Raw genomic sequence first — 12479 nt, 5'->3', positions numbered from 1 at the left:
CGATTGGGGTTTTCCCGGATGGCGATGAGGTGGAGGGCCCGTCAGAGTCGTAGGTAGGGACAGAGGGTCGCAAGCCCCCCGAAGGGAAGGAGGCGCACGATGAGCCTCACGGCAGCGCCCGTCGCCGAACTGGCGCAGGTCCTGTTCACCTCGCGGTTGCAGGAGTCCGACCACCCGTCCGCCGAGCAGGTGCGGGCCGCCGTGGACGAGCGGCTGTGCGCCTGCGGCGGCGATCGGGCGGTCTGCACGGCCTTCGTCGCGCAGGAGGCGGGCGACCACCCGGAGGTGTACGCGGCCCGCATGCGGTGGGCCCTGACGGCGGTGTCGCGCGCTTACGGGGTCCGCGCCTCCGCCGCTTGATCCCCTCTGGGCGAACGACGGCTGCACTTCCCCCGGGTATCCGCCGATCCGCCTGAGGGCAGACCATCAAGGAGAAGCCCGATGCGTTCACGATTCGCCGAGCAGCCCGAAGTGATCGTTCCGCGGTCCCTCAGGGAGCTCCTCGCCGAGCAGGTCTCCGGCGGCACGCGCCGCCGGCGCCGTTCGGGCAGGGCTCGGCGGCTGGTCCGCCGCGCGTCCCGCGCGCGGCGTCCGCTCGGCTCCGCCTGACCGGTTCCGGGGCCGCGCCGTTCGACACCGGCGCGCAGCGGTGCTCGCGCCGTGGGGGGGCCACCGAGCTGCGCCGCCCTGGCGGTGACCTGCGCGTTCCGCCGCGCGGCGCGGACGGTCAGTGCTTGCTCTTCGTCTTCGACTTCTTCTTGCTCTTGCCGTCGTCGTACTCCCACTCGTAGCCGGGAGTGTTCTTCTCGCAGTAGCTGTCGTCGACCCTGGTGTCGGTGGCGTCGTGTTCGCACCAGCGGTCGCTGCCGCCGCAGCCGCCCAGGGTCAGCGTGGCGATCAGTGCGCCCGTGGCGAGCAGGGGGAAAGGTGCCTTCCGCATGTGTCGTCGCTCTCGGGGGTTCCACAGACGATCGGGCCGAGCGTAGCGCACCCGCTCGGCCACCGAGAGCGGCATCGTCGGCACCTGAACGGTTTTCCACAGCCTGTGGACGGCCACGGGGCGGCACGCCGATGTCACGGACGGTGCTTGCCAGAACCGCCCCTGTGATCACTACCGTGGCGGCATGTCACCAGGTGTGCGATCAGCCGGGTCGGTCCTGGCGCTGGCCGGCGCCGTGCTCGTCTTCCACGGCGGCACGGCAGGGGGCGCGGCCGCGGGCGTCGCGGCCTCGGGGGGCGCCGCACGCGTGCCGTCCGGGCGCGTCGCGCCCGCGTCGGGGCACGAGCGGATCGCCCAGACGTGCCGGTCGACCGCGGACCCGCGGACCGCGCGGACGCTCGGCCGCGCCATCGACCGGGCGCTGAGCGGACGCACCGGCACCGAGTCCGTGGCCGTGTACGACCGCCGACGCAAGATCACCTGCGCGGTGGACGCCGACCGCCGCTACGACTCCGCCAGCGTCGTCAAGGTGACCATTCTGGCCGCCCTGCTGCGCAAGGCGCAGGAACAGGGCAGAACGCTCACCGCGCGGGAGCGCTCCCTCGCCGACAAGATGATCACCAGGTCGGACAACCCCGCGGCGTCCGCGCTGTGGCGGTCGGTCGGCCGGACGAGCCTGCAGCGCTTCCTGCGGCTGGCCGGCATGCGCCGGACCACCCTCGGCCGAGAGAACCACTGGGGCCTGACGCAGATCACCGCGAACGACCAGCTGCGCCTGCTGAGGCTGCTGACCAGCCGCAACAAGGTCCTCACCACCGCCTCGCGCCGCTACGTGCTCGACCTGATGGGGCGCGTCATCCCCGAGCAGCGGTGGGGCACACCGACCGGCCGGGCGCGCGGCATCCGCTGGTACGTCAAGAACGGCTGGCTGCCGCGCCTCAGCCGGTACTGGCGGGTGCACAGCATCGGCGCCTTCAAGGGCGACCGCGAGGACTACCTGATCGTCGTGCTCACCCAGGACACCCCGACCATGCGGTACGGCGTGCAGACGATCGAACGGGTCGCCCGCGCCGTGCACGGCACTCTCGTGCCGAATCCCCGCGCGGTCGCTCCGAGCGAGGCCCGGCGGGTGCCGTGGGAGAAGCCGGACGGGTCCGTCCCGCCCGATCTCTGAGCGGACGGTCACGTCTGGCCGAGGGCGCGCCAGGCGGGGGTGGTGCAGCTCTCCTCGTAGTCCCACCAGCCTTCGCTCCGCCCGCGCCGCAGCAGGTCACGCACGGCCGCCAGATCGGCGGTGGGCGGGACGTTCAGCGCCACCAGCGCGGTCTGCGCGATGCCCTCGCCTTCCACGCCGAGCGGGGCGAACATGTCGAGGACAGCGCGCCGGTCGCCGGCCAGGGCGCCGTTCCTGAACACCGTGACGCGGATCGTGCAGTTGTCGGACCACTGCACCGCCTCCCTGCCCCACAGGACGCCCTCGTCGTCCACCTCCGTGCGCACCACGTCGCCGAGAGCGATCCCGCGCACGAAGAACGGGATGTTGGCCACCTCCGCGCGGTCCTCGGCGACCGGGAAGGCCCAGACCCGTTCGGACGCGGCGGGCGGCCAGTCGTCGTCCTCCCGAGGGAGTTCGAACACCACGCGCACCGCCTCCTGCGGGGGGCGGTGCTTCTGGGACGCCGTCATTTCGCAAGCATGCCCTTTTACGGCGATATGCACCATCCGGGCGCCAAAGCAGGCCCCGCCGGCACCGGGGACCGTCCGCGATACTGAGGGGCATGGTCGACGAAGAGCGCTGGAAGGCCCGGTTCCGGGCCCCGCGAGTGAGCCTGCCGGGCTGGGCGCGCACCGCCCCGCACCGCTGCGTGTACCGGTCGAACGCCTCCGGCACCTGGGAGATCTACGCCTGGGACCGGTCGACCGACGCCCGACGGCAGATCACCGACCGCCCCAACGGCACCTGGATGGGCGGCGTCGACCCCACCGGCGAATGGGTCTGGTGGTTCGCCGACACCGACGGCGACGAGTTCGGCGTGTGGATGCGCACCCCGTTCGACGGCGGCGACAGCGCCCCCGCCGTGCCCGGGCTGGAGCCGTCCTACCCCGCCGGGCTCGCCCTCGGCGACAGCGGCCTGGCCCTGATCGGCCGCACCACCGACGCCGGCACGTCCGTCCACCTGTGCGCGCCCGGCGCCGAACCCGAGGTGCTGTACGAGCACGCCGAGGACGCCCACGTCGCCGCGCTGTCCCGGGACGAGACGCTCATCGCGATCGGGCACAGCGAGCACGGCGACAGCAGGCACATGGCGCTGCGCGTGGTGCGGCCGGACGGCACCACCGTCGCCGACCTGTGGGACGGCCCGGGCAAGGGCGTGTACGGTGAGGGGTTCGCCCCGGTCGCCGGCGACACGCGGCTGCTGGTCGGCCACGAGCGGCGCGGCCGGGACGAGCTGCTGATCTGGGACCCGGTCGCCGGCACCGAGCAGGAGATCGTCCTGGATCTGCCCGGCGAGGTCACCGCCGACTGGTACCCGGACGGCTCCGCGCTGCTGATCTGCCACTCCCACCACGCCCGCGACGAGCTGTACCGCTACGACCTGGCCACCGGCGCCCTCGACCGGATCGACACCCCGCGCGGCGTGATCGGCGGCGCCACCGCCCGTCCGGACGGCACGGTCGAGTTCTCCTGGTCGTCGGCGGCGGAACCGCCGGTGGTCCGCTCCACGTCCGGCGCGGTGGTGCTGACGCCGCCCGGCCCGCCCGCGCCGCCGTCGGTGCCCGTGGAGGACGTGTGGGTGGACGGCCCCGCCGGCCGCATCCACGCGCTGATCAGCAAGCCGGAGGGCGGCGCCGCCCCGTACCCGACGGTGTTCGACGTGCACGGCGGCCCGACCGCCCAGGACGACGACTCGTTCGCCCCGTCCGTGGCCGCCTGGGTCGACCACGGCTTCGCGGTGGTGCGCGTCAACTACCGGGGCTCCACCGGGTACGGGTCGCAGTGGCGCGACGCCATCGAGGGGCGCGTCGGCCTGACCGAGCTGGAGGACATCACCGCGGTCCGCGACTGGGCCGTCGCGTCGGGCCTGGCGGACCCGACGCGCCTGGTGCTGACCGGCGGGTCCTGGGGCGGCTTCCTCACCCTGCTCGGCATCGGCACCCGCCCCGACGACTGGTCGGTGGCGGTCGCCTCGGTGCCGGTCGCCGACTACGTCGCCGCGTACGAGGACGAGATGGAGGGCCTGCAGGCGTTCGACCGCAGCCTGTTCGGCGGCTCCCCGCAGGAGGTGCCCGACCGGTACCGCGCCTCGTCCCCGATCACCTACGTCGAGCGGGTCAAGGCGCCGGTGCTCATCCTGGCCGGGGAGAACGACCCGCGCTGCCCGATCCGGCAGATCGACAACTACCTGGCACGGCTGGCCGAGCTCGGCAAGCCGCACGAGGTCTACCGGTACGACGCCGGGCACGGCTCCCTGGTGGTGGAGGAGCGCATCAAACAGATGGCCCTGGAGATCGCGTTCGCCCGCAAGCACCTCGGCATGGCCTGACCCCGCGTCCCGGCGGATCAGGCGCGGACCTCGCGGATGATCTCGACGAGCTCCCGGGTGACCGACTTGAAACCCGGGAGCCGGGACATCGAAACCATCCGGTCCACCAGCGGCACGGTCCGCTCGACCAGCAGGTACGTCTTGCGGCAGCCCGGCGAGCTGTCGTGCACCCAGTACAGGACGATGCCCATCGAGTACAGCCACAGCAGCTCGGGCAGCTCCTGCCGGAACTCCGGGTCGATCTTCAGGGTGGAGCCGTCGACCACCTCGCGGTAGATCGCCACGGCGGCGGCGCGCGCCGGACCGGACTCGGCGCTGAACGGGTTGAGCGGACTGGTCGGCTCGGCGGCGAACTTGAAAAACTTCCCGGCGAACTGGTGGTACGGCACCATCGTGTCGATCCGGGCCTTCAGCACGCCCAGCAGGCGCGGCGCGAAGTCGCGTTCGCGGTCGAGCACCGCCCGGCACGCCTTGCCGTGCTCCTCCTGCAGCTCGTCGTAGTACGCCTGGATCAGCTCCTCCTTGGAGCCGAAGTAGTAGTAGGCGTTGCCGACCGAGACCCCGGCCTCCTTGGCGATGGCCCGCATCGTCGTCGCCTCGTACCCGCGTTCGCGGAACAGCCGCAGCGCCGTCTGGACGATCAGCGCCCGGGTCTGCTCCGACTTCGCCGGCTTGGTCTCGGTCACGTTCGCCACCCTAAATCCCTGGACGGTTCACCGCCGCGACCGGCCTCGGCCGCGGACGGTCCGTGCCGCGGCCCCGGCCGGGCCCTCCTCAGCCGTCGGCCGTCTCGGCGGCGACCAGTTCGCCGATCTGGGCGGCGTTGAGCGCCGCACCCTTACGGAGATTGTCTCCGCACACGAACAGGTCCAGAGCCTTCGGATCGTCCGGCGACCGGCGCACCCGCCCCACCCAGGTCGGATCGGTGCCGACGACGTCGGCCGGCGTCGGGAACTCGTGCCTGTCGGGGTCGTCCAACAGCACCACGCCCGGCGAACCGGCCAGCACCGCCTGGGCCTCCCGCTGGTCGACCGCGCGGTCGAACACCGCGTGGACCGCCAGCGAATGCGCCGTCACCACCGGGACCCGCACGCACGTCGCCGCCACCTTCAGCCGCGGCAGCCCGAGGATCTTGCGGGACTCCTCGCGGATCCGCAACTCCTGCGACGACCAGCCGCCGTCCTCCACCGTCCCCGCCCACGGCACCACGTTCAGCGCCAGCGGCGCCGGGAACGGGCCGGACTCGCCGACCGCGGCCCGCACGTCCCCCGGGAGGGTCCCCAGCTCGCGGCGGCCGCCGACCCGCTCCAGCTGGTCGTGCAGCGCGTCGACGCCCGCCCGTCCGGCACCGGAGGCGGCCTCGTACGACGCGACGACCAGCTCGCGCAGCCCGTAGGTCCGGTGCAGCGCCCCGATCACGACGATCATCGCGAGGGTGAGGCAGCCGGGGCCGGCGACGATGCCGCGGGGCCGCGGCCGCACCTGCTCGCCGTTCACCTCCGGCACCACCAGCGGCACGTCCGGGTCCATGCGGAACACCGCGGACGTGTCGACGACCACCGCGCCGCGAGCGGCCGCGACCGGCGCCCACTCGGCCGCCACCGCGTCGGGCACCACGAACATCGCGATGTCGACCCCGTCGAACACGTCCGGCGTCAACGCGACGACCTCGACGCTTTCGCCGCACACGGTCAGCGTGCGGCCCGCGGACCGCGGCGAGGCCACCAGCCGGATCCGCCCGTACACGCTCTTGCGGGTGGACAGGATGCCGAGCAGCGCGCCGCCGACGACGCCGGTGGCGCCCACGACCGCGAGGGTCGGCTTGGAGCTCATCGGGCTCTCCCTTCCCGCTCGGCCCCTGACGCCCCGGCCCGTCGCGAACGCCCGGCCGAGGTCACGGTGTCATCGTCAGCGGCCCCCGGCGGGTTCAACGTTCCGGAGGGCCGCCGCGTTCACCAACGGCCGCCCAGATCCCGCGCGCCCCGTCGGGCGCCCACAAGCGCTTCACCCGCCGCGGGGTGGGCCGAAACTCCGCCCCTCCTTACGTGCCGCGCCAGACACACCTGGCCCAAAGCCAGATCCGCGAATGACCCGCTTCGATGGCTCCCAGGCCTACTGCGGTTCCAGACGCGTCTTTGCGCGGCCTACAGCCGCCGACAGGCGCCTCGCCTGGCGCCCCGCCACGCCTACAAGCTACGTCTCTCTGGCCGCAGCCCTGCCGGCCTTCGCAGACCGTCGATGACGCGTTGACGGGCCCCCTGACCACCACCCGGCCCTATACGTAGGCCGCTGATCTTCTTCGACATCCTGCTCGGCCGCAAAGCACGCACGCAGTCCGCGGCGACGCCTCTCGGCCCGTCATGCCGCAGAGTCGCCGGCTCCCGAAGCACCAGGTCCGCCGTCTTAGACGCCTCGGCGGGCCCAGCGCAAGCCCGCGGGGTCCACCGAAGCCCTGACCTCTGATCATGCGCAGGCCGGCGCCCCATCTGTCGCCCCGCCACGCCTGGGGCGGGACGCCCTGGTCCAGCACCAGCACGTCCCGTGAGCCGGAGCCTTGATGTCCTGCTTCGGCCGCGGGGACCGGCCTGAAGCCACCGATCCGGCGTCCTGCTGCCACTTACGCGCTTGCCGGTCGCAGACCCGCCGAACGTCGAATCGCCAGGCCCGCCCGCTGACGAACCGCCTCGGCAGCCCCGCCGCATCTGGGGGGCTGAGAGCCACGACGTCCGGCTCAATCATGGGAGCCGCAGCCTGCGGCGGGCATCCGGCGCCCTGCCTGTGACGAGCCCGCACCACCGGCGGGCCGGCGGTGCGGGCTGGACGCGGTCAGGCGGGCGTCAGCGGCCGGTGCCGCCGTAGACGACGGCCTCCACCTGGTCGGCGTCGAGGTCGAAGGCGCGGTGCGCGGCGGCCACGGCGGTGTCGACGTCGTCCTGCGCCACCACCACCGAGATCCGGATCTCCGAGGTCGAGATCATCTCGATGTTGACCCCGGCGTCGGCGATGGCCGAGAAGAACGTGGCCGTCACGCCCGGGTGCGACCGCATGCCCGCGCCGATCAGCGAGATCTTGCCGATCCGGTCGTCGTAGCGCAGCGACTCGAAGCCGATCTCGTCCTTGACCTTGTTGAGGGCGGCCAGGGCGGTCTGCCCGTCGCTGGCCGGCAGGGTGAACGAGATGTCGGTGCGGCCGGTGGACGCCGCCGACACGTTCTGGACGATCATGTCGATGTTGATCTCGGCGTCGGACAGCACCCGGAAGATGGTGGCCGCCTCGCCCACCTTGTCCGGCACCCCGACCACGGTGATCTTGGCCTCGCTGCGGTCGTGCGCGACCCCGGAGATGATCGCCTGCTCCATGTCACGTCCTTCGATGTCGTCGCTGTCGACCACCCAGGTGCCCTCCTTCTGGCTGAACGAGGAGCGCACATGGATCGGGATGTTGTAGCGGCGCGCGTACTCCACGCAGCGCAGGTGCAGGATCTTGGCGCCGCTGGCGGCCATCTCCAGCATCTCCTCGTAGGAGATGCGGGGGATGCGCCGGGCGGCTGGAACGATCCGGGGGTCGGCGGTGAACACGCCGTCCACGTCGGTGTAGATCTCGCACACGTCGGCGTTCAGCGCCGCGGCCAGCGCCACGGCGGTGGTGTCGCTGCCGCCGCGGCCCAGCGTGGTGATGTCCTTGGTGTCCTGGGAGACGCCCTGGAAGCCGGCCACGATGGCGATGGAGCCCTCGTTCAGCGCGTCGCGGATCCGGCCGGGGGTGACGTCGATGATCCTGGCTTTGCCGTGCGAGCCGTCGGTGATCACGCCGGCCTGGGAACCGGTGAACGACCGCGCCTCATGGCCGAGGTTGGCGATGGCCATGGCCAGCAGCGCCATCGAGATGCGTTCCCCGGCCGTCAGCAGCATGTCCAGCTCGCGCGCGGGAGGAAGCGGGCTGACCTGCTCGGCCAGATCGATCAGCTCATCCGTTGTGTCACCCATGGCGGACACCACGACGACCACGTCGTTGCCCGCCTTCTTCGTCGCGACGATGCGCTGGGCGACCCGCTTGACGCACTCGGCGTCCGCTACGGAGGAGCCACCGTACTTCTGCACGACAAGAGCCACGGGTGGCGCTCCTCGGATCGGGGTCAGACTGACGTGTACCGGCGACGAGTCTACCGAGGTCTCGGCACCGCATTACGAGCAGATAACTCCCGACATGTGACCCGCCGTCTCAACATGTGAGATGAAGGGTCGGTGGCGCCGTTCGTGGCCGCCGAGGAGAGCACGCTCGGCCCCGCGCCGCCCCAGTGCCGTGGCCGCAGTACTGCGGTCTGCAGTGGGCGAAGGCCTCTCCACAGCGAACTCGTCGCGAGGACGCTCAGATCCGTCGTCCGCGCGGGCGCAACGGCAACAGTGATCGCGGGCACCAGGGCCACGGCGAACGCGGCAACCGGGACCTGGTGGACGCCCCGGCTCTACTGGACGGAGACGGGTTCGGTGACGACGTCCAGGCGGGCGTTGGCCACGACGGCGTGCAGGGCGCGCAAAGCCGCACCCGCGTGGTTGCCCCAGTGGTTGAAGTAGGAGTACTGCCACCACCACAGCGCCTCCAGGGGGCGGCCCTGGTGGTAGTGGCGCAGCCCGTGGACCAGGTCGCTGGCGACGTCGACCAGGTCGTCCGAGAGCCGGTACGACGTCGGCTCGGTGTCCTTGTAGGGGTCGAAGACCTCGACGTACTCGTCGATCGTCAGCAGCCGCTCGGCCAGGCCTTGCCGCAGCGAGTCCAGGTCGGGGTCCTCGCCGACCTCGGGCTCCCAGTTGTCCGGCAGGATCACGTCCTTGCTGGCGCCCAGTTGCGCACCGGCCAGGATGACCTGCGAGACCTCCAGCAGCAGCATCGGCACGGTGTGCGGGCCCGCCTCGCCGCGCGCGACCGCCTCCAGTCCGCTGAGGTAGTCCTCCACGTGGCGCGCCACCCGCTCGGCGACGGCGTTCCAGTCCTGCGGGCTGTTGGCTTCAGACATCCAGGAGCCTCCGTCCTTCGAAAGCGCGGCCCAGCGTCACCTCGTCGGCGTACTCCAGGTCGCCTCCCACCGGCAGGCCGCTCGCCAGGCGGGTGACGGTGATGCCCATGGGCTTGACCAGGCGGGCCAGGTAGGTCGCCGTGGCCTCGCCCTCGAGATTGGGGTCGGTGGCCAGGATCAGCTCGGTGACGGTGCCGTCCGCCAGACGCTGCATCAGCTCGCGGATGCGCAGGTCGTCGGGGCCGACGCCCTCGATGGGGCTGATCGCCCCGCCGAGCACGTGGTAGCGGCCGCGGAACTCGCGGGTCTTCTCGATCGCCACGACGTCCTTGGACTCTTCCACCACGCAGATGACGTGCGGGTCGCGGCGGGGGTCGCGGCAGATGCGGCACTCCTCCTCCTCGGCCACGTTCCCGCAGGTGCGGCAGAAGCGGACCTTCTCCTTGACCTCCTTGAGGGCCTTGGTCAGCCGGTCGACGTCGGCGGGGTCGGCGGCCAGCAGGTGGAAGGCGATCCGCTGCGCGCTCTTGGGGCCGACGCCGGGCAGCCGGCCCAGTTCGTCGATGAGGTTCTGGACGACCCCTTCGTACAACGGTCAGTTCCTTCCATGCTCGTTTCGGCCTGGTGGGCAGCTGGGTTCGCGCCGACCGGAACGGGCGGCGGCGCAGGGGGCGGGCGCGGGCCGGACCGGGGATCAGGCTCCGGACGTTCCCCCCGACCCCGGCATGCCCGGAATGCCTGGTATGCCGCCACCGCCGAGCCCCTCGGCCAGCGGCCCCATCTTCTGCTCCTGCAGCCGCGCCACGGCCCGAGCGGCGTCGCGGATCGCGGCCAGCACCAGGTCGGCGATGGTCTCGGCGGTATCGGCCGGATCGTCCGGGTCGATGGCCTTGGGGTCGATGGAGATCGCGGTCACCTCGCCCTGGCCGTTGACCGTCGCCGTCACCAGACCGCCGCCGGCGCTGCCCTGCACCTCGGCCTCCGCCAGCTCGCGCTGCGCGGCGAACAACTGCTCCTGCACCCGCTGGGCCTGCTGCAGCAGCTCCTGGATGTTCAACTGACCACCGGGTTCCACGGTCTCTCCGTTCCCTCGCGGCCCCACGCGGGACCTCAACGGCCCCTCACGGAGCCTCGTGCCAACGACCGGACGGCCACCGCACGCCCTGTCTTCCCGAGACTACGGGTTTCGAACGTGATGCGGTACGTGCCGACAGCGGGACGCCTATGGCTTCCGGCGTCGTGCGCAGGGCGACCGTATCGCCCCTCAATCCACTGCTCCTGGTAGGCGGCCTGCTCCGCGCCCACGCCCCCAGGGACGCCCTTTGAACAACACGGCCGCCCTCCACGCGCACGGCCCCCATGACCTCAGGGAGACACGGAAACTTTCAGTCGCCCCTAGGCCGTGTCCGGTGGATCATGGTGGATCCGCAGCAGTGCGGTGACATGGTGATCAGTCCTGGTAGGGCGGCATATGCGATGCCGCGCGAGTCGACCGCCGGGTGAACCCTGTGGGCGGCCCGCCTCGTGACCGCCCGAGCGCCTGCCCGGCTGACTGCTTCGTCCCCGCTCGTTCACCCACTGCGCAGACCCCGGCGGCGTGCCAGCGTGCGCACATGGTCGTGGAATCCGCGCTGACGGCCCAGGCGGTGCGAGGACGTCCTCAGCCGAACACCAAGATCGACCGGACCGGCCCGAGCCCACCTCCGCGGTCATCAACGCGTCCGCATGCAATCACCGCGCCCTGCAGGCACAGCGCCGCTTGAGGGCCGAGCATCAAGGGCCAGGAGCCGACCGCCAACCCACCAGCGAGCCAACACACCAGAAGGCCCACCCGACTGCCTCGTTCACAGCTCGAAGTGGCACCAGCTGGCCCCCAGGCGCACGAGCCGGTGTCCTGGCTGCCTGCGCTGGGCGGCTGGCTCGTCGCCTCATGGGACCTGGCCGTCCAGGTCATGCGCGAGGCCGGCATCTTCACCGTGGACGAACCACGCTCCACCACCGCGCGGGTCGTCGGGCCAGCATGCCGTCAATCCCCGTGCCGCCCCACCGAATGCCACCGTGCAGAGCCCCGTGAGGCCATCGCACCGAACACATGCCAGGTGGCAGCACCAGCTCGACGACGCGACCTACAGGCCGCCTTCAAGGACTGGCTCGGCTGCTGCAACGGCCACCAAGGCATCGCAGGCGCCAAGGGACAGTCGCCCGCGTCACCAACGTGCCCGACCGGCACACCCGGCAGATCGCGGGGGACGGTCAGGAGTTGTCGATCTCGCGGATGATCTGGCCGCCGAGTTCGCGCTGGATGAGCGCCATGCCGGTCAGCTCCGCCTCGGCGCTGTCGGCGTCGGCGTCTCCCTCGGGGTCCACCTCGTCGCTCTCGTCGAACGGCGGCTCCGGCGGAGGCGCCTCGTCCGGAGGCGGCGGCGCGGTGTCGGGGGTGGCCGCGGGCACCGAAACGGTCCAAGGACCTGAGGGCGCCGTCGGGGCGGACGCAGCGGGGGGCGGTTCGGCAGCGCCACGGGACGGCATGGACGCGGCGGGGCTGCCGTATCCGGCCGCCGGCCCCGACGATGCGGCACCGCCCGACAGGCCCGGGCGTCCCGCCGCAGCACCGCCTCGCCCGCGGGTCGGCGCGCTGCCGGCGAGCACCGTGTCGATCCGCCAATCGACGCCCAGACGCTGCTTGAGGACCTCGCGCAGCACCGCGTCGCGGCCGCCGTTGGTGAAGTTGGTCCGCGCGCCCTCGGCCTCGAATGACAGGGTCAGCAGGTTGCCCTCCAGCGAGATCGGCTGGACGCCCGACATGATCGCCATCCAGGCGACCCTGCTGCGCTGCTTGACGGCCTCGACGATCTCCGGCCAGATCCGCTGCACCGCGGCGACGTCCGGCCCTCCGGACGGCCGCGCGGCAGCCGGGGCCGGAGTCGCAGCGGCGGGGGAGGCGGGGCGCGGGGCCGCCGGTGCGGCGGCGGGCGGCGGC

Annotated in this window: 12 protein-coding genes and 1 pseudogene; 4 read left to right on the top strand and 9 right to left on the bottom strand. The window is 72.2% G+C overall.

The window, feature by feature from the left end; all coding sequences use genetic code 11:
* The first annotated feature begins 99 nt into the window (after nucleotides 1-99).
* Entirely contained in the window at nucleotides 100-360 is a 261-nt protein-coding gene (locus AR3_RS16810) for a hypothetical protein (RefSeq protein ID WP_067915160.1), read from the top strand.
* Between the two features lie 81 nt (nucleotides 361-441).
* The gene (locus AR3_RS30670) at nucleotides 442-609 is read left to right on the top strand and encodes a hypothetical protein (RefSeq protein ID WP_157406694.1); all 168 of its coding nucleotides are present in this window, start codon (nucleotides 442-444) and stop codon (nucleotides 607-609) included.
* Nucleotides 610-727: 118 nt separating this feature from the next.
* Here AR3_RS30670 and AR3_RS16805 read toward each other — a convergent pair whose 3' ends face one another.
* A complete protein-coding gene (locus tag AR3_RS16805) occupies nucleotides 728-940 on the bottom strand; it encodes a hypothetical protein (RefSeq protein WP_106258584.1) in 213 nt (70 codons plus the stop codon).
* Between the two features lie 184 nt (nucleotides 941-1124).
* Between AR3_RS16805 and AR3_RS16800 the strand changes: the two genes are divergently transcribed.
* Complete coding sequence (locus AR3_RS16800) at nucleotides 1125-2114, top strand: serine hydrolase (RefSeq protein ID WP_083951608.1); 990 nt, start codon at nucleotides 1125-1127, stop codon at nucleotides 2112-2114.
* A gap of 8 nt (nucleotides 2115-2122) precedes the next feature.
* On the opposite strand, the gene AR3_RS16795 is transcribed toward AR3_RS16800, so the two are convergent.
* Entirely contained in the window at nucleotides 2123-2626 is a 504-nt protein-coding gene (locus AR3_RS16795; protein WP_067915159.1) for a DUF4265 domain-containing protein, read from the bottom strand.
* Nucleotides 2627-2718: 92 nt separating this feature from the next.
* Here AR3_RS16795 and AR3_RS16790 point away from each other — a divergent pair, with 92 nt between their 5' ends.
* The gene (locus AR3_RS16790) at nucleotides 2719-4485 is read left to right on the top strand and encodes a S9 family peptidase (protein ID WP_067915158.1); all 1767 of its coding nucleotides are present in this window, start codon (nucleotides 2719-2721) and stop codon (nucleotides 4483-4485) included.
* A gap of 17 nt (nucleotides 4486-4502) precedes the next feature.
* On the opposite strand, the gene AR3_RS16785 is transcribed toward AR3_RS16790, so the two are convergent.
* The 7 genes and pseudogenes from AR3_RS16785 to AR3_RS16755 form a co-directional block, all read right to left on the bottom strand.
* Nucleotides 4503-5171 carry a TetR/AcrR family transcriptional regulator gene (locus AR3_RS16785; RefSeq protein ID WP_067915186.1) on the bottom strand — a complete coding sequence of 223 codons (669 nt, stop codon included), beginning with the start codon at nucleotides 5169-5171 and terminating at the stop codon, nucleotides 4503-4505.
* 88 nt (nucleotides 5172-5259) lie between these two features.
* Entirely contained in the window at nucleotides 5260-6318 is a 1059-nt protein-coding gene (locus AR3_RS16780; protein WP_067915157.1) for an aspartate-semialdehyde dehydrogenase, read from the bottom strand.
* 1004 nt (nucleotides 6319-7322) lie between these two features.
* On the bottom strand, nucleotides 7323-8597 hold the full coding sequence (locus AR3_RS16775) for an aspartate kinase (protein WP_067915156.1): 1275 nt from the start codon (nucleotides 8595-8597) through the stop codon (nucleotides 7323-7325).
* A gap of 353 nt (nucleotides 8598-8950) precedes the next feature.
* A complete protein-coding gene (locus AR3_RS16770; RefSeq protein WP_067915155.1) occupies nucleotides 8951-9499 on the bottom strand; it encodes a DUF5063 domain-containing protein in 549 nt (182 codons plus the stop codon).
* Nucleotides 9492-10091, bottom strand: a complete 600-nt coding sequence (gene recR, locus AR3_RS16765) for a recombination mediator RecR (protein ID WP_067915154.1) — start codon at nucleotides 10089-10091, stop codon at nucleotides 9492-9494. The genes AR3_RS16770 and recR overlap by 8 nt, the downstream gene beginning before the upstream one ends.
* A gap of 102 nt (nucleotides 10092-10193) precedes the next feature.
* Nucleotides 10194-10574, bottom strand: coding sequence for a YbaB/EbfC family nucleoid-associated protein (locus tag AR3_RS16760; protein ID WP_083951607.1), 381 nt, complete (start codon nucleotides 10572-10574; stop codon nucleotides 10194-10196).
* A 1178-nt stretch (nucleotides 10575-11752) separates the two neighbouring features.
* Nucleotides 11753-12479 (bottom strand): annotated as a pseudogene (locus AR3_RS16755) (DNA polymerase III subunit gamma and tau); the annotation flags it as partial.

This window comes from Actinomadura rubrobrunea NBRC 15275 (assembly GCF_001552235.1).
Taxonomy (GTDB): Bacteria; Actinomycetota; Actinomycetes; order Streptosporangiales; family Streptosporangiaceae; genus Spirillospora; species Spirillospora viridilutea.
This window is presented reverse-complemented; position numbering and strand designations above follow the sequence as displayed.